Below are 24,033 nucleotides of genomic sequence, written 5' to 3' on the forward strand. Positions count from 1 at the left end.
GTCTTTGGTCGGTCTTCGCCCACGGGGTCTGCATGTGCCCCGTTTTCCTCGTTTTCCTTGTTTCCTTGTGGCCCACGGCGTTCGACGAATACTCGGACGGGTGAGCGGGCCCGACCATACCCCGCCCGTCTGAATTCCGTGGATTCCCTTGACCGCCCCCTCGGAGAGGGCGTTTTGGCTGTTCAGAGGCTGGTTACTATTGAGTTGGAAGGGCCTGAAACTGTTTCCGGTGCGGCGTAAGAGAGGAATTCGCCGACCGAAAACTCACGCGGTGACCCGAACTTCTCCACATCTGCGTCGACCAGATCGGCGAGGGGCCGGCAGCGGAGGGCGTCGGTGAAGCCGGACCATCCCGACGAGTGCCTCGGCGCCACCCACGGGGCAGTCTGGGCGGTGCCGCGGTCCGCCTCTGCGTCGCGGAGGCCGTCCGGGAACACGTCGGTACGTGGCTGGTGGGCCCACGAGGAGGCCGGCGGAAGCGAGGGTCCGTGCCGCGCCGAGCGAGGGAGTCATTCGACGACGGACAGCCTGTGCCACCAATGACCGCACATGCAGGAGCAGAAGCGCTCGCGTCGCCAGGCGCGCTGCACTGGACGCGCGCTTCGACGACCTGGCAGCTGTGCCCGCCAGGAGCTGAGCAGCCCGGACCCGGGGGACCCCGTACCACGCGATCGACATGGCACGCCGTCCGATCACCTTCTGGCGGGGTGTCACACCGACCCCGTCCGGCTGCTCACCGACTGCCTGCTGCCGTACGACTCCACGACGTCGGCGGTGGCCGAAGTGCTCGGGTCCCTGACCGGCCTCGCTGAACCGGCCCCGGATGCCCTCGCCCCCATGTCACATCGCAGCGACCCGATGCGTGGGCGGAGTCCACACTGTGGCCCGCGCCGTACCCACCAGCAACCCGTCGTGACGCCGGCCCGCCCCGTTCGGCGAGCAGGTCATGCGGTGGTCGCGTCGGCGCTGTTCCTGCCGTGGCGGTCGCGGAGGTCTGTCGGCGGTGGGTCACGGGCGTGACGGGTTCATGACGGCCGCGAAGGGTGTAGCTCTGGGTCGCGGAGTCGTCGGTGAGGCATTTGCCTTTGAACGGAGAGTTGGTGGCGTCCCAGTGGGAATCCCCTGTGTCCAGTTCCCACCATGCGGTCACATAACGCGGCTTCCGCGTCACATTGATGACGTTGTTGTTGGAGCGCACTGGCGCGTGGTGGATGACGAACTCGCCCTCGCATTCCTCCGGGGGAGTGGAGGACCGAGTTCTCCCCGCGAATACTGCACCGCAGCGAAGGTTCTCAGGTCGATCCGTCCCCGGTCCGTCCTCACCGACGGCCCGGGTGGCGACCGGCCCGCCGGCCTGCCACCCGCCGGCCTGCCGCACGGCGGCCAGAAGGCGCTGGTAGTCCGCCGGCAGCGCGGATTCGGCCACCCCTGACGCCCGGTCCGGGACCATCCGCACCGCCCGACCCGTCACCTGCACCACCGGCGACCCGGTCGTTGCCCGCTCGTCAGTGAGCTGCTCGCTCATCCGCTGCCACACCCGCACCGCCACGGCCGGCTCGTCCCGCTCGCTCGGCCGCACCTCGGACAGCCGCTTGACCAGCTGCTCTTCCGGTTCATCCCGCTCCGCGCGGCGCGCGGTGATCCGCTCATGCACCTCGGGGCGGGTCCACCATGCGCCGGAACATGCGAGCGCAACCCGCGACGGCGGGCGAGAAACGCAGAACCCGCACCTGCCGGACGATCTACGTCCCAGACCGCCGCCTTACCCAGCAGCCCCGGCGTCAGGCCGTCCGGATGCGGTCCCGCACCTCCGGCCGCACCTCGAACCTGGCGGCCTTGTACGTGGCGACGGCTCCGACGTTGGAACTCGGCGTGCACACACGGACGCTTGACGAGCCCATCTCCCGCAGCGCGGCCGCCCCGGCCACGGTGATCGCCCGGCCGTAGCCGCGACGACGGTGGTTCTCGTGGACGCCCATCGGCTCGACCAGCCCCGGCTTCCCCGGGCCGGCCGACCACACCGTCACCACCGCCGCCACGCTGCCCTGGTCGTCATAGGCGCCCAGGCAGCGGGCGTCGGCGTAGAACGGTCCGGCCGACATCGCGTGCCAGTACTCGCGCGTAGGCCGCGAGGTGTTGAACGCCGACCGTAGGACGTCGGCGAAGTCCTGTGCCTGCTCCGGGCCGATCGACTTGATCCGCACGCCGGGGTCCTCCACCGGGTCGGTGAGGTCGCGGAAGAGCGGCGTCCACGGCTCGTCGACGCCCCAGCCCTCCTTGCTCAGCAGGTCGTGGAGCAGCAGGCCTGGCGGAGCCTCGATGGACACCGCTCCGTCCGGCAGCACGCCGCGCTCAGCCAGCGAGAAGTCCTCGACGAGCCGCCGCGCCAAGTCCTCATCCTGGAAGGCGTCCGGAGCGACCGTCATCCGCACCAGCGTCGGCGTGTCGAGCATCCCGACCGCGAGAATCCGCCCGTCCCGACTCCAGGTCCGGACCACCGCGGCAGTCTGGGCCGTTCCGAATCGGTAGTTCCAGCCGATGTCCCCGGAGTGCAACTGCATCGGCGCTACGTCGTACTGCCACTCCCGCAGCGCGGCCATGGCCTCGCGTACCCCGTCGACAGTCGGCGTACCCAGCACAATCGTCATAGCTGGGATCAGACACTCCAGCCCGAAGGTCCGCAACCGATTAACCGGGCCGGCAAGTTGCTCCCGCAGCGGCCCGACCAAGAGCTTCTTCTCCCGCAACAGCCCAGCAGCTTCGGTCCCCCCGTTCCACGCGGCGCGGTGATGCGCTCACGCACCTCGGGGTCCACCATGCGCCGGAGCGTACGAGCGCAACCCGAGACGGCGGGCGAGAAAACGCAAACCGGCACCTGCCAGACGATCTACACCTCAGGCTGCCGCGCACGACCAGCACGAGTACGCCGAAGACAACTCGCGCGAGACCGGTGACCGGCACCTTCACGATGCACACCGCTCATTGGAGTGCCGGGCAGGCTCCGTACCTCACCTCCGCCATTCCTGCTCCCCACGGCGCCCCCGGCACACCAATAGTGAGCTGTCGCCGGGTCCGGGACGACGACCGACTGCAGGCCGAAAGACGTCGCGGACCAGGTCCGCCGTCGCCACGTCAGCCGCCTGACGGTCTGTCCGCGCGCACCCCGCGAAAGACGTCGGTCCGGCCCTGCGTGACCCCTTGATCGCCGCGAGTTGGACGGACATACTCTGGCCAGCGCTTGAGAGCGCTCTCAAAGAGTGGGGGTACGGCACCTTTCCGGCGATTCCGGCCACGCAGCCCTCCTCCCGTCCTCGCGGAGCGAGCCTCGCGCGCCTTCCGGCCTCGGCCTGACCACTCGCCACTCGCCGCTCACCACTGTCCTGCTGGCCGTAGAGGTCCCAGGGCCTGTCAGCGCAGGTCGAGCCGCATCAGGACCCGGGGATGACCGGCCAGTACCGATGTGGTGTCGGCGGCGTGGGTGAACCCGGCGCGTTGGAAGTTCTTCCGGATCCCGGCGTACGCCATCGTCGCGTCGACTGTGGCGCCACCGTTGTCGAGCGGGTACGCCTCGATCGCCGGTGCGCCATGGGCGCGGGCGAACTCGACCGCACCGGCAATCAGGGCGTGCGAGATCCCCTTCCTGCGATGACCGGGACGTACGCGGATGCACCACAGCGACCAGACCGGCAGGTCGTCAACGTGCGGGATCTTACGGCTGTGCGCGAACGAGGTGTCCGAGCGCGGTGCCACGGCGGCCCATCCGACCGGCTCGTCACCGTCGTAGGCGAGCACCCCCGGAGGGGGTGCCGTCCGACACAGCTCGGCGACGTACTCACCGCGGGCCGGCCCACGGAGCTCGTTGTTGAGCTTGGACGGGATCCGGTAGCTCAGGCACCAGCAGACGTTGGCCCCGGGTGACTTCGGACCGACGAGGGTGCGGACATCCTCGAAGACGGCAGCCGGGCGAACCACGATGGTCATGACACCACGATGTCACGTGTACAGGAGGGGCGCCGCTCACCCTCCGATGCCGTACACCACTACTTTCGCCGGCGCGATCCGCACGTACGTTCCGGCCCTCGGGCAGCCCACCTCGGCACGCGTGCGGAGCTCGTGGCGCAAAATGATCACGAATGGTGATCTCCATGTGACACGTTGTCAGTGGTGGGTGCTTTCATGAGCCGGTCGCGCAGGGAGGCGTGACTCGACTGATGAGGGGGGACACCGCTGTGCCTGTGGTCGAGCAGTATGCGAAGTCCGACGGAACCGTGGTCGGGAGGCACACGCGCCTCCCGGCCGGCGCCCGCCGGCAGACGGCGATCGCGGGGATGATCGTGGCAGGGGTGGTTCTCTTCGGTAGTGGAAACACGACCACCGGGGCGAGTGACCAGCCGGGGCGACACCGGATACCCCGGACGCAGTCGACGGTCGTCTATCCGATCAAGTGGCCCGGACGGGACAAGCCGGTGGTGCGCTCGACACCGACCGTCTCGTATCCGATCGTCTTCCCCAGCTCAGGGAGCGGCCGATGAGCCGCCGTCCCACCCGCCGTCGGCCCGCCCGGCGTGGGCCGCGCCGTCGCAAGAGCCCCGTTCCGGTCAACTTGTGGGTGCTCGGACTGATCGGGATGGTGGCCGTGAGTCTGGTCATGGCAGTGGTGTCGTGGCTGGCCGCGCATCCGTGGGTGGTTCTTCTGGCGTTGCTGGTCGCGGCAGGTGCTGGAGCGCTCTGGACGCACCGACGGCAGGAGGCCGCGCGGTGGAGCCGCGTCAGGGCTCAGGGCCTGAGGTATGCCGTCGAGCACCTGGACGGCCTGCACTACACCCAGTTCGAGTACGCCGTCCGCGACCTGATGCGCCGAGACGGCTGCCAGGACGCCCGACAAGTCGGCGGACGCGGCGACAACGGAGCGGACGTGAAGGCCACCGACCCGTTCGGAAGGCGCTGGGTGATCCAGTGCAAGCACCGCAAGGCCGGCTGGTCAGGTTCCGCCGTCGGTACTCCGGACCTCCAGGTCCTCAACGGCACCGGTCGACAGATCCACGGCGGCGACGTCCTCGTCATGCTCACCAACGGCCGTTTCTCCGCCCCCGCTCTCGACTTCGCCTCGTCCCAGCGCCTCCACCTGGTCGACCGCCATCTCCTCGCCCAGTGGGCCGCCGGATCGACGCCCCTGTGGGAGTTGCTGCGGGCCGTGCCGTCGCCGCGCAAGCCCACCGCACTCTCTTGACGTGGGCAGCGGAGCACGATCGAGTCGAGGGGGTCGTGAGTGAGTACCCCGTCGCGAGCGGTCATCCGCCGGCGCGGCCGGGCCGGCGCATGGCCCACCGGTCACGGAGGGCGATACGGCGTCGGCGGTCACTGCGCTCGCGGACCCGCCGGTCCAGCTCCTCCATCAGTCGGTGGCCCCGGTGCTCGGGGTCGAGTTCGTCGAGGATCCGGTCGACCTCGGTGAGCAGTGCCCCGTACAGCTGCCAGCGCCCGGGGTCGGCGAGGGCGAGGGCGAGGAGCCGGTCGGCGGCGTGGTCCCTGCAGGCCCTGGCCGCCCGCAGCTCGCCCGTAAGCCGGGTCTCCGCGGCCTCGGCGTCCTCGCTGCCCCGCGCGGTGACCAGGACGGCGAAGCTGACGAGGGCGTCGGCGGTGTACTGGGCGGTCTCCCGGATGGCCAGGGCGGCCTGCTCGGGCAGCAGCTGGTGCCCGGCACGATGTTTGGCCAGGTCGGTCAGGGTGCGGGCGAGGACCCGCAGGACGACGGCGCAGATCTCCAGGGTGTCGAGGCCGGTACGCAACACCACCCGGTGCAGGAGGCCCTCCTTGACGCGGGGGTTGAGCCGCAGGCTGTCCTCGGCGGTGCGCAGGGCCCCGTCGACGTCGGCGACGTCGTTGTCGAGACGGCGGGCCTCGTGGAGCCGGGTGGCGGCCTGCTCGACGGGGGGTGCACCGGTGAACTCGTCCGCCACGTCGAGGAGGAGCAGCCGCATCCGTCGGGCGAGGTCCTCGATGGAGTCGCCTGCGGTGTCGACCCAGACGGGCGGGGCGAGAAGCAGGTTGAAGAGCATGCCCACGGCGGCGCCGATGAGGGTCTCCAGGACGCGGTCCCAGGCGGTGTCGGAGACCTGGGTGACGCCGAGGACGAGCATGGCGCTGATGGCGACCTCGGGGATGAACTCCTCGACCTTCACGAGCCGGCCGACCAGCAGCGAGGCCAGGATGACGAGGGCGAGACTCCACCAGGAGAGGCCGACGACGGCGCTGAACGCGATGGCGATGAGGACACCGACGACGACCGAGTTCACCCGGCGCAGGCTGGTGGTCACGGTGGAGTAGAGCGTGACCTGGACGACGAGGAGGGCGGTGAGGGGTGCGGTGAGGGGGACCGGTTCGCTGCTGAGCCGGAGGGCGACGACGTAGCTGAGGGTGGCCGCCGCCGTGGACCGTACGGTCTGGACGGCGAAAGGGTCGCGCCGAACGCGCGCGAGCAGCCCCTGGCCCCGGTCGTGCTGTCCTTTGCCGAGTGCCACGCCCCACCTCGTCCGTCGCCGCCCCGCAGGGGCCGTATGGACGACCGCCTGCCCGGACGACCCCGGGTTCATACGTGGGTACGCCCGGGCGGACGAGGGATCACCCCCACTTCGGGGACGGGCAGCTCCGAAAGGGACGGCGTTGATACCGGTTGCCGTGCTGCCCCAGCAGCTGCCGCCGCGTGTGCCCTGATCAGGCAGGGGACCCTTGACCCGCGGGATGCCGATGCCGGCGAGCTCGGGGGAGGGAGCGTCAGCCCGGTTGCTGCGCATGCGTGACGCCATGGCGAGCGCGGGGAGTTCGGCGTGCGGCGAGCAAGCCGTGGGAGACCCGCCGCGCTCCACTCCCTGCGAGCTCGCTGGGGGCTCGATGGCGCGCCCGACCTTCGGCGAGGGCGCTGGTCACGGTCGACGGCATGGGTCTCGGTCTCTGGCCCTCACTGGTCTTCCTCCATCCGGATCGCCTGCCGCAGCTCGTCCGCCGCTGTGTGGCTGGTGCCGTCGCGTTGCTCCAGCAGGGCTGCTGCGATGGCGTCCAGCTTGCGCTGAACGGCGTGCGTGTCACGCCGCTCGGTGTTCTTCAGCAGAGCGAGCAGGAGGAGGTTGACGGCCGTCATGACATCCCCGGCGAAGATCAGCCAGGACAGCGGTGGGTGCATGAAGTGCAGGACGACCGTGCCGAGGACCAGAAGCACACACAGGACGTAGAACAGCGGGGAGCTGGTGATGTTCGACGCCCGATCGGAGAACGCGGCGAACCGGTCGCGCCCGGCGCCGCCGCGCTCGGCGGGATGATCAGTGGTCATGGCGCCATGCTCGCTGTCCACATCCCATCGGTTCGGGACCATGGAACGGCGCGGCGGGACGGACTCGGGTCAGGAGATGATCGCTTCACGACTGAGATCGTTCTGATGTCCGACCCGAAGGTCGCAGCCGTGCCTGTCCGGGAGTGCGGTGAACGGCTCGTGGATGTGCGACGAGGCATTCCCCTGCTTGGTCGACGAGCGCAAGTGGCAGGACTCCGCCAGTGCCTTCGCCCACCTGCGGGAAGGAGTGCTCGATCGACTCCTCAAGGCGCAGGCGCAGCTGCCTGAGGGGGTGCGGTGCTGTTCGTCGAGGGGTATCGTCCGCCGTCGCTGCAACGCCACTACTTCGACGAGTACGCGGCCCAACTGCGAGCCGACAACATCAGCGCCGAGGCTCGCTCCCATCGGGACGTCCTGAGTGCTGCGCTGACCGCTGCCGGCCTGGTCAACTACCCCACAGAGTGGTGGCACTGGTCGTGCGGAGACCGCTACTGGGCTTTGCAGACCGGAGCAGCCGTCGCCCACTACGGGCCCAGGGAACTCGACTGACCGCACACCTCACGAAGGCCCCGCACGATGGGCAGCAGTCCCGGTGTGGGCCGGAGACCTCGGCCCGCACCTGAGGACGTGAGACGTTTCTCCGCCCCGAGGGAGGGAACCCCGCTGCCGGGTTCCCTCCTCTCCGCGCGGCCGTCAGGCCAGGACGACCGGGAGGTCGAACAGGTCGTTCTGCGTGACGACCGGCTTGTTCCGGAGCTTCTCGGGCGCGACGGCGAGACGCAGCTCCGGGAAACGCGCGTACAGGGCGGGGAGGGCCACCGACGCCTCCAGGCGGGAGAGGGCGGCGCCCGGGCAGACGTGCGGGCCGTGACCGAAGGAGATGTGACGGTTCGGCGTACGGGTCACGTCGAACGAGCCCGCCGTCGGGCCGTGCTGCTCCTCGTCCCGACCGATCGCGCCGAACGAGACGATCAGGGCCTCGCCCTTGGGCAGGACCCGGTCGCCCACCTCGACGTCCTCGGTGGCGAAGCGGATCAGCACGTGCGAGGTCGGCGTCGACCAGCGCAGCGTCTCCTCGATCACGTTCGCCCACGGCACCTCGCCTGAGAGGACCAGGGCACGCTGCTCGGGGTGGGTCTCCAGGGCCACGACGGCGTTCACGATGAGGCTGATCGTCGTCTCGTGCCCGGCCGCCACCATCAGCTGGAGGGTGTTGGTGATCTCCTCCGTGGTGAGGCGGTCGCCGCCCTCCGACGCCTCGATCAGCGCGCTCGTCAGGTCGTCACCGGGCTTCTCGACCTTGCCCGCCACGATCCCGGAGAACAGCGCGCCCAGGTCCGCCATCATCTGCGGCACCTCCTCGGGCGGTGTCTGCGTCGAGAAGAACTTCTCGAACAGGGCCTTCAACCGCGGGTGGTCGACCGGGTCGACACCCATGAGGTCGCAGACCACGTTCATCGGCAGCGGGTAGGCGAACTCCGCCTTCAGGTCGACGGTCTCACCCGCCGGACGCTCCGCCAGCCGGTCCAGCATGCCCGTGGTCAGGGCCTCGATGCCCTCGCGCAGCCGCTCCACCCGGCGCGCGGTCAGCGCCTGCGCGACCAGTGTGCGCAGCCGCCGGTGCTCGTCGCCGTCGACCGTCAGCATCGACCTGCCGGGGTTCGCGAGGCCGATCAGCGGCCAGTCCATGGGTATCTCGCCACGCGTCCAGGCCCCCCAGACGTCGATGTCCTTGACCAGGCGGGCGTCGGTGAGCAGCCGCCGCGCCTCGGCGTGGTGGGTGACGGCCCAGCAGGCCACCCCGCCGGGCAGGACGACACGGGCCAACGGGCCCGCGGCCCGCAGCCGGGCGCTCTCGCCGTCGAGGTCGGTGACGAACGGGTCCAGGGCGATGGCGTCGGCGGCGGACGCGGCGTGGGCGTGCGGGCAGGTCATCCGAGTGCTCCAAGGGCGGGGGTCGGGGTGTAGGTCACGGGGAGCGCGGTGAGTCCGCGCAGCCAGGGCGAGGGGCGCCGGGCGAGGTCGGCCGCGGGGACCGCGAGGTCGACGTCCGGCAGTCGGTCGAGCAGCACCTCGATCCCGGTGCGGGCGATGGTCTCGGCGACCTCCTGCGCGGGGAAGGGGCAGCGGTGCTCGCCGTGGCCGAAGGAGAGATAGGCGTTGTTGCCGCCGGTGAGCCGGCCCGCGTCGGCGCGCACGTGCGGGTCGGAGTTGGCGGCGGCCAGGCCCAGCAGCAGCAGGTCGCCGCGGCCGATCCGGCGCCCGCCGAGGTGGGTGTCGCGCGAGGCCCAGCGGCCGGCGACGTTCTGGGTGGGGGTGTCCTCCCACAGGACCTCGTTCATCGCCTCGCCGACGCTGTGGCGGCCGCCGGACAGGGAGGCGGCGAACCGGTCGTCGGTGAGCATCAGCCGCAGCGAGTTGCCGATCCAGTCGGCGGTGGGCTGATGGCCGGCGGCCAGCATCACCATGAGGTCCTGGGCGACCTCCTCGACCGTGAAGCCGGCGGTGTTGCCCAGCATCCGGGAGGCCACGTCGTCGCCCGGCTCCTCCGCCTTCGCGGCGAGCAGGGCGAACATGGACTCCGCCAGGTGACGCTGGCCCTCCAGCGCGCCCTCCTGGCCGTTGATCATGTCGTTGAGGGCGGTGACCAGCCCCGGCCCCTGCTCTTCGGCGAAGCCGTAGACGCTGGCGAGGACGCGTACCGGCAGCAGCATCGCGTACTCGGCGATGATGTCGCAGGACCCCTTGCCGCACAGCGCGTCGATCAGCTCGTCGGCGAAGCGCTCGGCCCGCTCCTTCAGTACGAACGGGTCGACACCTTCAAGGGCCGAGGAGATGACGTTCGCGCGCTCGCGGTGCCGCTCCCCGACGGTGTAGAGGATGGACGGCTGCTTGCGGCCGATCATTGGCAGCAGCGGCCAGTCCGCCGGAATGGAGTCCCACTGGTTCCACAGGTCGGAGTCGCGGGAGAAGAGGGCCGGGTCGCTGGTGACCTGGTGGAGCTCGCGGTAGCCGAGGACCAGCCAGGCCGGTACGTCGCCGTCCAGCACGACGGGGGCGACCGCCCCGTGCTCGCGCCGGATCTGCCGGTACAGCTCGGTGGGGTCGGTCTGGAAGCGCGGCCCGCTCAGGGGGACGGGCGGGTGCTCGGGGAGGGTCACGGGGCGGGCTCCGGGATCGGCTGCGGGTCCGGCCGCGTGGCCGGGGCGACGACGGTCCGCAGGTGCTCGACGAGCGAGATGAGGACCTGCTTGCTGGACTCGCGCGACCGGGCGTCGCAGAAGACCAGCGGAACCTCGTCGGCGAGGTCGAGGGCCCCGCGGATCTGGGCGGGGGTGTGGGCGGGACCGCCGAAGTCGTTGCAGGCGACGACGAACGGCGTCCCGTGGTGTTCCAGACGGTCGATGGCGTACCAGGAGTCGGCGAGCCGACGGGTGTCGACGAGCACCACCGCGCCGAGCGTCCCGGAGAACAGCCGGTCCCACAGGAACCAGAACCGCTCCTGGCCGGGCGCCCCGAACAGGTACAGGACGTTGTGGGTGTCGAGCGAGATCCGGCCGAAGTCGAAGGCCACCGTGGTGGCCGACTTGGCGGCGACCCCCGCGGTGTCGTCGACGCCCTCGCCCGCCTGCGTCATCGTCTCCTCGGTGTTCAGCGGACGGATCTCGCTGACCGAGCGGACGAGGGTGGTCTTGCCGACTCCGAATCCGCCGACGACGACGATCTTCAGTCCGTTGTCGGCGGTGCTGTGCAGGGTCTGGCGCTGTTCAGAGGTTACGGAGTCCAACGAGCACCTGCTCCAGGATGTCGTGATCGGGAAGGCGGTACGACGCACGGGGATGCCGGGCGCTGATCCCGCCGGTGTCGTGCAGATCGGCCAGGAGGATCCGGGTGATCGACACCGGCAGTCCGAGCCCGGCCGCGACCTCCACCACCGCGGTGGGGAACCTGCACATGCGCAGGATCGCGGCGTGCTCCGACTGCATGCCGGGGACCGGGTCGCTCTCGGAGACCACCAGGGTCACCAGGTCGAAGGCGTCGGACCCGGCGCGGCTGCGGCCGCCGGTCAGGGTGTAGAGCCGGTCGGGGGAGTCGTCCCGGCCCGGCCTGCCGCGGCTCATCCCCGGGGCCTCGCGACCAGGTGCTCGCCCAACTGCTCCACCAGCTCCGACATGTTGTGGCCCACGAGGCCGGCGTCGGCGTCCTCGTCGGCGACGACCGCGAGGTGGGCGCCCTCGCCGGCCTCCACGATGAAGAGGATGCCGCCGTAGAACTCGGCGATCGCGGACCGGACCCCGCCGGTGCCGTCGCCGAACTCCACGGAGGCACCGTGCGACAGGCTCTGGATGCCGGCGGCGATCGCGGCGAGCTGGTCGGCCTGGTCGACGGAGAGCTCGGGGGTGCGGCAGAGCTTCAGGCCGTCACGGGAGAGCACCAGGGCGTGCCGGGTGCCCGCGGTGCGTTCCAGCAGGCCCTCAAGGAGCCAGCTGAGCTTCTCGTCGGTGGTGGAGCCGGTCATTACGAGGTGCCTTCCGGGTACGGGGGGTTCGAGGTCGGCGACGGCGTCCGCGGAGCGGACGTCGGGCCGGCCGGGTCGGTGGGTACGGAGGGGGAGCCGGGACGGTCGGCGCCGGCGGACGCGCCGGACCCGGCGGGGTCGGACGCCGTCGCGGTCTCCGGCACGGGGCCGCCCTCGGGCTCGCCGTCCGGCCGGGCCGTGGTGCCGCGGACCGCGCGGCGGAACGTGCCGAACCGGTTCGCCGCACCGGCGGCCGCGCCGGTGCGCGGCCCTTCGGCGGGCGCCTTCTCGGCGGCCTGCGGCCCCTCGGGGTGGGCGGCGGCCATGGCCCGTCCGCGGCGGCGCTGGGGCAGGCCGCTCTCGCCGAACCGCGGGTGCTCGCCGGTGGTCTCGGCCGCGCTGTCGTGCACGGTCTCGGGCTCGGAGGCCGTGGCCGGGGTCGGGGCGCCGGTCGTGGCGGGCGCGGACAGGCCGCGGCCCGAGACCGGCGGCAGAGTGTCGACGGGCGTGGCCGTCGGTTCCGCGGGTGCGTGGCTGATCAGTTCCTGAGGCAGCATCAGGAGGGCGCCGGTGCCGCCGCGCGCGGAGGGGCGGAACGACACGGTGAGGCCGTGCTTGCGCGCCAGCCGGCCGACGACCGCGAGGCCGAGGCGGGTGCCGGACAGGCCGGCCAGGTCCTGCGGTGCGGAGCCGACGGCGGCCTCCGCGCGGCGCTGCTGCACGTCGCTCATCACGAGGCCGCTGTCCTCGATGGCGATGATGACGCCGGCCGGGACCTCCTCGACGTAGACGTGCACCTCGGCGGTGGGGGGCGAGAAGTTCGCCGCGTTGTCCATGAGTTCGGCCAGGGCGTGCATGACGCCCTCGGCCGCGTGCCCAGCGACGGCCGCGTCGCTGCTGGAGTGCAGTCGCACCCGCTGGTAGCCGCTGATCCGGCCCATGGCGCCGCGGAGTATCGACTCCATGACGATGGGGCGGGTCCAGCGCCGGCCGGACCTGGCCCCGCTGAGCACGGCGACGGAGTCGGCGAGCCGACCCGCCTGCGCGGTGCGGTGGTCGAGGTGGAGCAGATCGGTCAGGACGTCCTCGTCGGCGTGCCGGTGCTCCATCTCCCGGAGGTCGGCGAGCATGCTCGTCGCAAGGGCCTGCATGCGGCCGGCGGCGTTGGCCGCGGCCGCCATGGCGGCCGACCGGCCGGACTCGGCGCGGCGCAGCCGGGTTTCGAGCCGCGCGGTCTCGGCGGCGCGTTCCCGGCCCAGCTCGGCGATCTCGGCCGCGTGGGACCGGACGAGTTCTTGGGCCTGGGCAGCGTGGGCCGCCCGGGCGGCGGCTGTCTCCGCCTCCTGACGGTCCCTGAGGGTGGCCGTCTCGCGCTCGGCGGTCGCCGCGAACCGGGCGACGTACGCGTCCTTGGAGGCGACTTCGGCGGCGAGGGTCTCGGCCCGCCGGGCCAGTACGCGCGAGGTCCGCCCGTACCAGGTCACGGCGAAGGCCGCGGCCGAGAGCAGCAGGACGCCACAGGCGGCGAACCAGCCGAGCGGGGCACGGACGCCGCCCGGTGCCGCGGCGACGGCGGCCACGGCGAGCGCACCGCCCGCGGCGGCGGTCAGCAGCGAGGCGGTCAGGGCAGGACGGAAGGGGGTGGGTGACGCCGACATCAACCAGACTCTCGGGAGCGGGCACGCGGGGAAGGGAGTCGCAACGACGGCACTATAGATGCGTTGTTGATCAGTTCGGAACTCTTGTGATCGGATCGGCATTCATTGAGGGGAATATTCTTCCGGTACTGCGCCCAAGAAGCTCCGAACTCGGTGACCCCGCAGGAAGTACCGCTCGGTAAGCGCTTCCTGAATGCCCCTCGGTTCCACGTTCCGCCCTACTCGCCGCGACACGGCAGGGGTTGGGCCGAGGGATGTCCTGTCGATCAGGCCGATCACCGCCCTTGGGCGGTTCTGTGCGGTACCAGCGTCGACTCGATATCGAGGTTCCGCAACGCCGGCGACTCCCTGGGGAACCCGCCGGTCGGCCGCAACCCTCGACGGGGAACCGGACGGGGAGCTCGACGGGGGAGGCGGACGCCCGCAGGGCAGGCCGCTGGAACCGCTCACGGCCTCCGACCCCTCCCGGCGTTCCGGCGCGGGAAAACGGTTTGTGCTCGGGCTGCGCGGCCGACAGGATCGGGAGCACCGATGAGTTCTTCCCGGCGCCGCCGTCTGTCAGTGTGAGCTGCCACGTGCGGAAGACACTCACATGACGGAAGGCGCCATGCCCGCACCACACCCGACACCCACCCTCTCGCCCGCCCACGTCACCGCCGTGCTGCGGATTCTCGTCCTGTCCACGTTCGTCGTCCTCCTCAACGAGACGATCATGGTCAACGCGATCCCGCGGCTCATGCGCGAGTTCGAGGTCACCGCGGCAGCCGCAGGATGGCTGTCCACGGCCTTCATGCTCACCATGGCTGTCGTCATCCCCGTGACGGGCTGGTTCCTGCAGCGCGTGACGACCCGGACCGCCTTCAGCCTGGCCATGGCACTGTTCCTGGCCGGTACGGCGCTGGCCGCGGCCGCGCCCGCCTTCCCCGTACTGCTGGCCGCCCGCGTCATCCAGGCCAGCGGCACCGCCGTCATGATGCCGCTGCTCATGACGACCCTGATGACCCTCGTGCCCCCGCACGACCGCGGCCGCGTGATGGGCAACATCACCCTCGTCATCTCCGTCGCACCCGCGCTCGGCCCCGCCGTCTCCGGCGTGCTGCTGGAGTTGGGGACATGGCGCCTGCTGTTCCTGGCCGTGTTGCCCATCGCCGGAGCGATGGCCGTCTTCGGTCGGCGCAAACTGGTCAACATCGGCGAGCCACAGGCCGGCCCGATCGACTGGTTGTCCGTCCCCCTGGCGGCAGCGGGCTTCGGCTCCCTGATCTACGGCCTGAGCGAGCTCGGAGCCGGGAACGCATCCCAGGCCCCCATGTCCCCGGCGGCCCTGACCCTGGCCGGCGCCGTGCTGGTCGGCCTGTTCGTATGGCGACAGCTGGCACTTCAGCGCTCGTCCACGCCGCTGCTGGACCTGCGCGCCCTGGCGTTTCGTCACTTCTCCGTGGCACTCGGCCTGATGTGCCTGTCCTTCATGGCCCTCATGGGTGCGTTCATCCTGCTGCCGATCTATCTGCAGGAGGTGCGCGGCCTGACCTCACTGCAGACCGGGCTGCTCCTCATCCCAGGCGGTTTGACCATGGGCCTGCTGGGACCACAGGTCGGCAAGCTCTACGACCGACTCGGCGCACCACGCCTGGTCGTACCCGGAGCCGCACTCACAGCGCTGTGCCTCGCGCTGTTCGCCCTCACGGACGAACAGACCTCGCCGTGGCTGGTGCTCGCCCTTCACGTGGTCCTGAGCGCCGGCATGGCGTTCGTCTTCACCCCCGTGTTCACCTCCGGCCTGTCCGTGCTGCCGCCGCACCTCTACCCCCACGGCTCCGCCATCCTCGGCTCGCTCCAACAGGTCGCTGCCGCCGCCGGCACCGCCCTGGTCATCAGTGTCATGTCGGGACACGCCGCCACGGCAGCCGCCGACGGCGCCGACACGACCGGCGCCCTGGCCACGGGCATCCGATGGGGGTTCGGCGTCGGCGCCGTGATCGGCGCCCTGGCCGTACTGGTCGCGCTGCTCGTCCGCACCCCGCCCACGCCGCAACAGCCCGCTGAGCCGGAGGCACAGGACGACGGCGGCACCACGACGCACAAAACCGCCCCCACACCCACCTGACACCTGGTCGAGCGGCCCGGTGCCCGCCGTGGCGACGGCGGGCAGGGCGGGTACCAGCCGCCCCAGGAGTACTTCATCGGCGGCGCCGGTACGCCTGCGCAGCCACGCCTGCGTCGACACGCCCGCGCCCGTAACGCTGGTCGCTGTCGGCCAGTGCTCCAGGGCGACGAGAGGTCACCCGTCACCCGCACTTCGCTCCCGTACGGCGGGAGTGGCGGGCGGCGGCCCGGCGTCGGTGACGACGGGACGGGGCAGGTGACGACGGTAGGGGGCGGGGGACCGCGTTGAGCGCGGCCAACGGGGCGGCGAGCAGACGCACCCAAGGGGATGGCCCGCCCCTCGGATCGCTGCCCCTTCCCCCGCCTGGACCCGCTCACTGCGCCGCTCCGCAGCCGCCGCCCTACGGTCGAGACATGCGACGCCGACAGATGCACATGTCCCGCGAGGCCCAGGACGACCTGCTCAAGGCACTGCAGCAGCTCCGGGCAGAGCTGAAGGCCTCTACGGAATTTCCCGCGCATGTGCTGGAAGCGGCGGAGGCCGCCAAGGCCGCGGTCCAGCTGCCCGCCAAGGACGCCACTCACCTGCCGTTGTTCACCATCGACCCGCCGACGTCGAAGGACCTCGACCAGGCCATGCACCTGGAGCGGCGGCCCGGTGGCGGATACCGCGTGCACTACGCCATCGCCGACGTGGCGGCCTTCGTCAGGCCCGGTGGTCCGCTGGACGCCGAGGCGCACGACCGGATCGAGACGCTGTACTTCCCCGACCTCAAGGTGCCCCTGTACCCGCCCTCGATCTCCGAGGGACCGGCCAGCCTGCTTCCGGACCAAGTCGTCCCCGCCCTGCTGTGGCAGCACGACCTCGACGCCGACGGCAACGTGACCGACTCGACCGTGAGCCGGGCCAAGGTCCGCAGCCTGGCCAAGCTCAATTACAAGAAGGTCCAACAGGACATCGAGGCCGGAACTGCCTCGGAGTCCGTCGCCCTGCTGCGCGAGATCGGCAAGCTGCGGGAAGCCGTCGAGGCCGCGCGCGGCGGGGTGGCGGTGAACCTGCCGGACCAGGAGGTCACCCTGGAGGACGGATCGTTCCGGCTGAGCTACGTGGCGGCATTGCCCGTGGAGGGCTGGAACGAGCAGATCTCCCTCATGACCGGAATGGCTGCGGCCCGGATCATGCTGGACAGCGGTACCGGGATCCTGCGGACCCAGAAGGAGCAGGCCGACCCGGACGTGGTCCGGCGCGTGCACGACATCGCAAAGCTCCTGGGCATCGACTGGAAGCCCGGCGTCTCGTACGCCGCGCTGGTCAACTCCCTCGATCCGGCTGACCGCAAGCACATGGCCTTCCTCAGCGAGGCGACCGCCATGTTGCTCAAGGCGGAGTACACCACCTTCCGTGACCACCACATCCCGAAGCACACGATGCACGCGGCGATCGCGGCTCCGTACACCTACTGCACGGCCCCGTTGCGGCGCCTGATCGACCGCTACACAGGTGAACTGTGCGTGGCCGCGTGCGCCGGCCAGGCCCCGCCGAACTGGGTGCTCGACGCCCTGTACTGCCTGCCGTGCGACATGGCGCGGGGGAAGGGGAAGGTGGCGGACCGGCGCGCGGTGGACCTGGCGGAGGCCGCGGTGCTGAAGAACCGGGTCAACGAGGTCTTCGGCGGCATGGTCATCAACACCGACGCGGAGATCGACGAACCGAAGAAGGGCACGGTGCACCTGGCGGAACCCGCCGTGATGGGCAGGATCACGTCCGGCGTCGAACTCGACCTGGGCGCGAGCGTCCAGGCCAAGCTCACGCGGGCCGATCCCTTCTTCACCGGCCAGCACAAGATCCTCTTCAATACGGTGTAGCGGCCCGTCGCCTCCGGTGGGCCGGGCGCCCGCGCGGCCCGCACCACCGCGACCAGGGCCGCCGACAGCTCCTAGGATCTACGGCATGGCGACACGACTTGTGCAGATCAACATGAAGGCCCAGGACGACTCCGTGCTCGGCCGGTTCTGGGCGGAGGCACTGGGTTGGGGTGTCGACAGTGAGGGGCCGGGAGTGACCAACCTCGAACCGGTGGGTTTCTCCTATCCCGACCCCACGGCCGTCTGCATCGACATCATCGCCCGACCGGAACCCAAGACGGTGAAGAACCGGGTGCACCTTGATCTGGCCACCACATCGACCGCGCATCAGGCGGAGTTGGTGGCGCGCCTGAAGGATCTCGGCGCGACGCTCGCGGACGTGGGTCAGGGCGACGTCCCCTGGACGGTCATGGCCGACCCGGAGGGCAACGAGTTCTGCGTCCTGGAGCCCCGTGCGATCTACCGGGACACCGGGCCGGTCGCCGCGGTGGTGGTCGACTGCACCGACCCACGGGCGATGGCCCGGTTCTGGGGCGAGGCGATGGACTGGACGCTGCACGAGGTGACCGACGACCACGCGTCCATGCGCTCCTCTCAAGGAGTCGGCCCCTACCTGGAGTTCATTCGCACCCCCGACACCAAGACCGTGTGGAACCGCGTCCACCTCGACGTCCGCCCCTACCCCGGTGACGACCTGGCGGCAGAGGAAGCCCGACTGCGTGCCCTGGGTGCCACCGACCCTGGCATCGACCAGTCCGCCATCTCCTGGACGGTTCTGGCCGACCCAGAAGGCAACGAGTTCTGCCTCCTCACCCCCAGCTGACCTCCAGCAACGGCTCCGGCCGCCTTCGGGCCGGCGGCGAAGACCGTGTCTCATGACCTTCACGGGAGCCTCCTGCCACGGGCGAGCCGGCCGCCTGCTGCGGCAGCCAATGGCTCGGGCACAATCAGGAGCCGTGCCTACACCTCCCGATCCCGCTGTCCTGTACTCCGGTGTCGCGGCCTTCGGCAGCCTCGCCGCGGCACTCCGGGCCGAGTGGGAGGGTTGCCTCGACGCCGTCCCCGTCACGGCCTCGGTCTTTGCCCCGCTGCTCGAAGCGGCCGTCGCGACCACCGTGTCGCATCGCAAGCCGCTGGAGATCAGCGCTTGGAGGTCCGAAAGGCGGTGGTCGATCAGGGGCACGGAGCCGTTCCAGAACCTGGCCCTCGTCGACGGCCAGACGGACGACCTGGCGCAGGTCGCCAGGGCCGCCCGGGCCTGGCACGACGGAAAGTCCCTGGAAGACATCTGCCGGACGGCAGCGTTCGTACACCCGACCGGCCGGTTCGAGGTACCGGACAACGATCCCGCGCGCCTGCCTGACCGCCCACGGCGACGGCACGTACGGGGTGGGCACGAGCGTGATCAGCGATGACCTCGGCCGGTTCGCCACGGCGCAAGATGCCGTGGCAACGGCCCTGCGCAACCTGCCGTCCGACGTGGGTCCGCCCACGCTCGGCGGATGACTTCAAGCGGCAGGCATCAGCCGCGCAGGAGCGGGCTGAGCACCCGACACGGCGAATGGTGCCGACTCGGGTGCTCAGCTGCCCTGCGACCGGCCTGAGCGGGCTGCCGTCACGCCCTCAGACGGAGCTGCGTGCCTCTTCGTGGTCCGGCTCCGGGAGCGGAGCCTTCTTCTTTCCGGCAGGCAAGGTAATCAGCAGCACAACTGCTCCGAGGAGTGCGATGACCGCGATCCAGCCCGCGCCGACGTGCATGGCATGGATGAACGCATCATCAGCAGCCTGAGCAAGAGTGGGCCGGTGGATGGTGGTGGCGATGTGGCGGGCCTGCTCGGCAGACACTCGCGCCTGATCCTGCACGGGACCGGGTGCACCCTCCAGCGAAGGTTCGATGGCACGTCGGTACATGATCGACATGATGGTGCCGCCTACGGCGATTCCGATCACACTGCCGGTTTGTCGCACGGTGTTGGTGACGGCCGATCCTGCACCGGCCTGTTCCAACGGCAGGTTGCTGATCAGTGCGGCCGTAACGGGGCCGATCACCATGCCGATCGAGAGACCCTGTACCAACAACAGGATCTCGATCCAGACGAGTGGAGTCTGGAGTCCGAGGAACCCGTATCCGCCCATGGTCAGCGCAGCCACGGTGAGCGCGGGCACGGTGACAAGGCGTAGCGGCAAGCGGCGAACCAGGCGTGAGGCAAGGGGCGCCCCCGCGAGCGCGCCGAATGCGGTCGGAATATTGGCCAGACCCGCCTTCATCGGCGAAAGTCCGAGCGCGCCTTGCAGGTAGAACGCATTGTAGAAGGTGATCGAGGCCACGCCGAAGAGCAGCAATCCGAGCGCTATATTGCCGCCACCGAATGTGCGCTGCGCGAACAGTCGCGGATCAAAGCTGGGCGCCTTGAGGCGCAGTTCGACGAGTACGAAAGCAGCCAGCAGGACCAGACCGACAATGATAGGCGCCCAGACGTCGGTCCGACTCCACACCGCCACCTGCCCCGCCCGGATCAGCCCGAAGGCCAACGCCACGAGGCCACTGATCGACAGCAGCATTCCAGCGGGGTCCAGAGGTCGCGGAGTGGGGCTGCGGAAATTCGGAATCAGTACGGCGAGTCCGGCCAACGCCAATGCCGCGACCGGGACATTGATCAGAAAGACCGAGCCCCACCAGAAATGATCGAGCAGGAACCCCGCCAGCACCGGGCCGGCAGCCATTCCGACACCGGCCGAAGCCGAGAAAATGCCGATCGCGGCAGCCCGCGAGGGGCCGGTAAAGGTCCACATGAGGATGGCCATCATGGAGGGCGTGATCAGCGCACTGCCCACACCCATCGCAGCTCGAGCTGTGATCAGCTGGCCCGTATCGCTTGCGTACGCCGCCCACAGCGAGGACCCGGCGAAGACCACCAGTCCAATGGAGAACACCGTCCGGTGGCCGAACCGATCGCCCAATGAGCCCGCAGTGAACATCAACGTGGCGAAGGCCAGCGTGTACGAACCCGTCGCCCATTGCAGCTGACCGGGATCGGCCCCCAGCCCGCGGACCGGGTCGGCAAGGGTCTCCAGCGTCGTGCTCAGGACGGTATTTTCCAGCCAAATCAGCAACGAACACAACATAAGAACGGCAAGAATCAACTGCTGCCTGAGCTTCGGCAACGTTGGAGGCGTGGTCATGAACACCTTCGGATAGCGCGCGGCGGGAACCTGAACGACTGGACCATAAGCAAACTCCGCGACGACGTCAAGCTTTAATTTTCTTGGCAATACTGTTGCGACTGAACGAACCGTATGCCCTCTGCCGGATTTGTGAACCGAACGATTTTGTGCCCTCAGGCGGATGTGCGAGTCGAAGGATTTCCTGACTTCAGGGAGTTGCGACCGGGCGGATTTCATGCCCTCCGGTGAGCTGCAGCATCGTGCCCTGTGCCCCCAGCTCGGTGCCCACGTCAAAAGGCAGCCGCTGCCCGCCCGGAACCGCCGGAACTCTGGCACCTACCCGACGCTTTGCCGACGCCATTTCTGCGTCACCATTTCTGCGTCACTCACCATGGCCTCAGAACTCGGTCCCGCCGGATCGGGCCGCCGCCAGGAGAACGCAGGATCCGGGCCTGTGGGATCTGGCGGCCCGACTCCGAGCTCACGTACCAGGAACGCGGCATCCTGGAGAGATGGGTGCGATGGGTGCACCCATGGTCGTCCACGGCTCAAGGCCGGCCGGCGGACGTCGAGGCACCGCGGGCGGAGGGAACCTCGGCGTGACGGCAGCGCTCGACCCCGCCTGCATCGCAGCGGCAAGCGGGGTCGTGGCGGATCCCCCGACGGGGGTGGCGGGGAGGCCGTGGCCACAGCATGCACCTGGTATCAGCCACGGGGCTAGAGGTGTGGCGGAAAATGGCCGAGCGGCCGTGCCCGCTCACGGGGGCGCGCCTGACACACAAGGGCACCGGCCGGTTCGTCACGACCTGGTGAAGACCGCTCACGCACTGCGCACGAGTGGTCTACCGTGACCCGCCTGTACCGGCACCACTCGGGGGGAACCCGTGCGTACCCGCATTTTCACCACCACCTTGCTCTGCGTCATGCTGGGCGGCGCCGTCGCCTGCCAGCCTGCCGACGACGCCAAGTCACCCGCCGCAAGCGGCCCGTCGGCAGCCCCGCCGACGTCGACGACCAAGGATCCGGCGAGCAGCAAGCCTGCCAAGGACGAGAAGGCCACCGTGCCGAACTTCGTCGGCATGGGCCTGCAGTCCGCCCAAGACGCCGCGCAGGAGCTGGGCTTCTACGCACTCACCTCCCATGACGCGCTTGGCCGCGGCCGCATGCAGGCGCTCGACCGGAACTGGAAGGTCTGCAACCAGAGCCTCCCTGCCGGCACGTCCACGGCGGTCACCACCACGCTCGACTTCGGAGCGGTGAAGCTGGAAGAGGCGTGCCCGGCACAGGAAGCCGAGGCGCCGTCCACCGCAGGCGGGAAGATGCCCGATTTCACAGGGAAGTCGGTGAAGGCCGCCCGCGGCGCGCTCGACGCGAGCACGTCGATCACCGTTGCCGACGCTACAGCGGACGGTCGCATGGTCCTGATGGAGTCCAACTGGCAGGTGTGCGGCCAGACGCCCTCACCTGGGGCTGCACTGAACGGGCAACCCGTCGAGCTCATGGCCGTCAAGTTCGGTGAAGACTGCGCGTAGTTCCGCTCCCGGACACGCGACCCAACGGCCCCCTCGCTCGGAGGCGAGGGGGCGGCGCGCGCGCCGCTCCTCGGCGTCCAGGCCGCGGATCCGCCGGCCTCCTGGACCTCTGTCGTTCCCCTCTTTACCAACCACCGGCCCAACAAACAGGGACCCTGCGACGCCCCGAGGGTCGCCCGATCCCCACGGATCGGACGGCCCTCGGACGTCAGCCGCTCACCCCTGAGCCCTCAGCCCCGTGACCTCGGCGACGTGCCGCAGGCTCGGGTCGAGCAGGATGCCGTGCAGCTGCTGGAAGACCTGCCGGGCGGCCACCGCGTTCCAATCGGCCGGCAGGAGCTCGGTCGGCAGACCCGGGTCCAGGTACGGCAGCCGCCGCCACTGGGTGAGCAGGGGAACGTAGTGCCGGAACGCCTCCGCGGGCTCCGGCTCCGCCTCGGCCGCCGCCCACCACGCGGCCACCGGCGCATAGGTGTCGGTGAACGCCGCGTACTGCGTCTGGATGGCGGGGAAGTCCCACCACGAGCTCACGGTCCCCGGCAGATCGCTGAAGGCCGCGTACTCGGCCGCGAACAGGTGGACGTAGTCGCTGAGACCGAGTCGTACGAGCATGCTCCGCGCGTCCTCCAGGAGCCGGCCCGGCGCCAGCCACACGCCCGGGGCGATGTTGCCGAAGCCGAGCCAGGTCAGGCGGGTACGCAGCTGGTAGCGGTGAGAGCGTTCCGACTCGGGTACGGAGAACACCGCCATGGCCCAGCCGTCCGCCAGGTCGGCCGGCTCAAGGCTGGCGAAGATCCGGCGGTCGCCCTCGTCGAAGACGGGAAGGACGGCCGGGCTCAGTCGGTAGCCGGTGGCGCCCCGGCGCTCCGGTTCGAGGACTCCGCGCTTCTTCAGCCGGGAGATCGCCGAGCGCACCGCCGGGGCGTCGACGCCGAGTTCCCCCATCAGCGTGATCAGGTCGGCGATGGATGTCCAGCCGCCCAGGCGGCGCAGGAACGCACCGTAGACCGTGTTGATCAACGAGCTGGGCCTGAGGGGGCTGTCCGACATGATCGCCTTCCGTTGTACGCGGTCGCGATCATATCGAGGCCCCCTCCGGGCCCACGGGGGTCAGGCGTACGCCCCCGACAGCAGATGTCCGGCACCGGGGGCCTCGGCCCGGAGGTCCAGGGCGCGCAGCATCTGGTGGGCGGTGCACACGGCGGCCGACACGACCGGCTTGCCCAGGAGCTGTTCGGCTTCCTCGATGACGTCGAGCGAGGGCATCTGCACACAGGCGGAGAGGACGACCGCGTCGGCGTCGGCGTGGTCGAGCGCGCGGGCGAGTCCGGGCAGCCTGGCCGGGTCGTGGGCGGCCACGTCCAGGTTGTTCGGGATCTCCAGGGCCTGGTGGTCGAGGACGTCGATGCCCTCCCGGGTGAGGTAGTCCACGACGGTCCGGGTGAGGGGGCGCATGTAGGGGGCGAGCAGGGCGATCTTCTTGGCGCCGATGGTGTTCAGTCCGTGGACGAGGGCTCCCGCGCTGGTGACGACGGGCGCGGGAGCGCCGTTCTCGACGGTACGCAGGTGGAGCCGCTCCTCGGAGACCCGGTGGTAGCCCGGTCCCATGCTCATGATGGCGACGAGACAGGCGTACCCGAGTACGTCGACCCGCGCGTCGGACAGTTCCACGGCACAGCGGTCGGAGTCGGCGTCCATGGCCTTGAGCTGTTCCGGGGTCACATGGGTCATGCGCATCCGGCTGGAGTGGAAGGTGAACCGCTCGTCCGGCGCGACGGCCGCGCGGGCGCGCAGGATCGCGGGGACCTCGGTCTCCATGGTGACGTTCGAGCTCGGCACGATCTGGCCGATGCGATAGGT

General features: G+C 70.3%; 20 protein-coding genes and 1 pseudogene. 8 read left to right on the top strand and 13 right to left on the bottom strand.

Features of this window, described 5'->3' with window-relative positions; translation table 11 throughout:
- Positions 1–1,781 precede the first annotated feature (1,781 nt).
- Both OG514_RS31810 and OG514_RS31815 read right to left on the bottom strand, forming a co-directional pair.
- Complete coding sequence (locus OG514_RS31810; RefSeq protein ID WP_266900609.1) at positions 1,782–2,648, bottom strand: GNAT family N-acetyltransferase; 867 nt, start codon at positions 2,646–2,648, stop codon at positions 1,782–1,784.
- Between the two features lie 760 nt (positions 2,649–3,408).
- Positions 3,409–3,981 (bottom strand): GNAT family N-acetyltransferase, encoded by a 573-nt coding sequence (locus tag OG514_RS31815; protein ID WP_266900610.1) that lies wholly within the window; start codon positions 3,979–3,981, stop codon positions 3,409–3,411.
- Between the two features lie 547 nt (positions 3,982–4,528).
- Between OG514_RS31815 and OG514_RS31820 the strand changes: the two genes are divergently transcribed.
- The gene (locus OG514_RS31820; RefSeq protein WP_266900611.1) at positions 4,529–5,230 is read left to right on the top strand and encodes a restriction endonuclease; all 702 of its coding nucleotides are present in this window, start codon (positions 4,529–4,531) and stop codon (positions 5,228–5,230) included.
- Between the two features lie 61 nt (positions 5,231–5,291).
- On the opposite strand, the gene OG514_RS31825 is transcribed toward OG514_RS31820, so the two are convergent.
- Together OG514_RS31825 and OG514_RS31830 are read right to left on the bottom strand one after the other, a co-directional pair.
- Positions 5,292–6,521: an aromatic acid exporter family protein gene (locus tag OG514_RS31825; protein ID WP_266900612.1), complete on the bottom strand. Its 1,230-nt coding sequence runs from the start codon at positions 6,519–6,521 to the stop codon at positions 5,292–5,294.
- A gap of 437 nt (positions 6,522–6,958) precedes the next feature.
- A complete protein-coding gene (locus OG514_RS31830) occupies positions 6,959–7,327 on the bottom strand; it encodes a hypothetical protein (protein ID WP_266900613.1) in 369 nt (122 codons plus the stop codon).
- A 105-nt stretch (positions 7,328–7,432) separates the two neighbouring features.
- Here OG514_RS31830 and OG514_RS31835 point away from each other — a divergent pair.
- Positions 7,433–7,876: pseudogene (locus OG514_RS31835) on the top strand (M15 family metallopeptidase).
- 144 nt (positions 7,877–8,020) lie between these two features.
- Here OG514_RS31835 and OG514_RS31840 read toward each other — a convergent pair.
- From OG514_RS31840 to OG514_RS31865, 6 genes are read right to left on the bottom strand one after another with little or no spacing between them, the layout of a single operon-like run.
- Positions 8,021–9,262 carry a cytochrome P450 gene (locus OG514_RS31840; protein ID WP_266900614.1) on the bottom strand — a complete coding sequence of 414 codons (1,242 nt, stop codon included), beginning with the start codon at positions 9,260–9,262 and terminating at the stop codon, positions 8,021–8,023.
- The gene (locus tag OG514_RS31845; RefSeq protein WP_266900615.1) at positions 9,259–10,488 is read right to left on the bottom strand and encodes a cytochrome P450; all 1,230 of its coding nucleotides are present in this window, start codon (positions 10,486–10,488) and stop codon (positions 9,259–9,261) included. Before OG514_RS31845 ends, OG514_RS31840 begins: the two co-directional genes overlap by 4 nt.
- Positions 10,485–11,114, bottom strand: coding sequence for an ATP/GTP-binding protein (locus tag OG514_RS31850; protein WP_266900616.1), 630 nt, complete (start codon positions 11,112–11,114; stop codon positions 10,485–10,487). Before OG514_RS31850 ends, OG514_RS31845 begins: the two co-directional genes overlap by 4 nt.
- A complete protein-coding gene (locus OG514_RS31855) occupies positions 11,095–11,448 on the bottom strand; it encodes a DUF742 domain-containing protein (RefSeq protein WP_266900617.1) in 354 nt (117 codons plus the stop codon). The genes OG514_RS31850 and OG514_RS31855 overlap by 20 nt, the downstream gene beginning before the upstream one ends.
- Positions 11,445–11,846, bottom strand: a complete 402-nt coding sequence (locus OG514_RS31860; RefSeq protein WP_266900618.1) for a roadblock/LC7 domain-containing protein — start codon at positions 11,844–11,846, stop codon at positions 11,445–11,447. The genes OG514_RS31855 and OG514_RS31860 overlap by 4 nt, the downstream gene beginning before the upstream one ends.
- The gene (locus OG514_RS31865; RefSeq protein WP_266900619.1) at positions 11,846–13,504 is read right to left on the bottom strand and encodes a sensor histidine kinase KdpD; all 1,659 of its coding nucleotides are present in this window, start codon (positions 13,502–13,504) and stop codon (positions 11,846–11,848) included. Before OG514_RS31865 ends, OG514_RS31860 begins: the two co-directional genes overlap by 1 nt.
- 607 nt (positions 13,505–14,111) lie before the next feature.
- Here OG514_RS31865 and OG514_RS31870 point away from each other — a divergent pair.
- The 5 genes from OG514_RS31870 (at position 14,112) to OG514_RS31890 (ending at position 18,982) form a co-directional block, all read left to right on the top strand.
- Positions 14,112–15,611 (top strand): DHA2 family efflux MFS transporter permease subunit, encoded by a 1,500-nt coding sequence (locus tag OG514_RS31870; protein ID WP_266900620.1) that lies wholly within the window; start codon positions 14,112–14,114, stop codon positions 15,609–15,611.
- A 413-nt stretch (positions 15,612–16,024) separates the two neighbouring features.
- The gene (locus OG514_RS31875) at positions 16,025–17,476 is read left to right on the top strand and encodes an RNB domain-containing ribonuclease (RefSeq protein ID WP_266900621.1); all 1,452 of its coding nucleotides are present in this window, start codon (positions 16,025–16,027) and stop codon (positions 17,474–17,476) included.
- Between the two features lie 85 nt (positions 17,477–17,561).
- Entirely contained in the window at positions 17,562–18,299 is a 738-nt protein-coding gene (locus OG514_RS31880; protein ID WP_266900622.1) for a VOC family protein, read from the top strand.
- Positions 18,300–18,432: 133 nt separating this feature from the next.
- The gene (locus OG514_RS31885; RefSeq protein WP_266900623.1) at positions 18,433–18,891 is read left to right on the top strand and encodes a hypothetical protein; all 459 of its coding nucleotides are present in this window, start codon (positions 18,433–18,435) and stop codon (positions 18,889–18,891) included.
- Entirely contained in the window at positions 18,866–18,982 is a 117-nt protein-coding gene (locus tag OG514_RS31890; RefSeq protein WP_266900624.1) for a hypothetical protein, read from the top strand. The genes OG514_RS31885 and OG514_RS31890 overlap by 26 nt, the downstream gene beginning before the upstream one ends.
- Positions 18,983–19,099: 117 nt before the next feature.
- Here OG514_RS31890 and OG514_RS31895 read toward each other — a convergent pair whose 3' ends face one another.
- On the bottom strand, positions 19,100–20,659 hold the full coding sequence (locus tag OG514_RS31895; RefSeq protein WP_266900625.1) for an MFS transporter: 1,560 nt from the start codon (positions 20,657–20,659) through the stop codon (positions 19,100–19,102).
- Positions 20,660–21,525: 866 nt separating this feature from the next.
- Here OG514_RS31895 and OG514_RS31900 point away from each other — a divergent pair.
- Positions 21,526–22,173 carry a hypothetical protein gene (locus OG514_RS31900; RefSeq protein WP_266900626.1) on the top strand — a complete coding sequence of 216 codons (648 nt, stop codon included), beginning with the start codon at positions 21,526–21,528 and terminating at the stop codon, positions 22,171–22,173.
- 216 nt (positions 22,174–22,389) lie between these two features.
- Here OG514_RS31900 and OG514_RS31905 read toward each other — a convergent pair whose 3' ends face one another.
- Positions 22,390–23,223 (bottom strand): PaaX family transcriptional regulator C-terminal domain-containing protein, encoded by an 834-nt coding sequence (locus tag OG514_RS31905; RefSeq protein WP_266900627.1) that lies wholly within the window; start codon positions 23,221–23,223, stop codon positions 22,390–22,392.
- A 60-nt stretch (positions 23,224–23,283) separates the two neighbouring features.
- A complete protein-coding gene (locus tag OG514_RS31910) occupies positions 23,284–23,991 on the bottom strand; it encodes an Asp/Glu racemase (RefSeq protein WP_266901028.1) in 708 nt (235 codons plus the stop codon).
- Positions 23,992–24,033 lie beyond the last annotated feature (42 nt).

Origin of the sequence: Streptomyces sp. NBC_00572 (assembly GCF_026341815.1) — a bacterium.
Classification (GTDB): domain Bacteria; phylum Actinomycetota; class Actinomycetes; order Streptomycetales; family Streptomycetaceae; genus Streptomyces.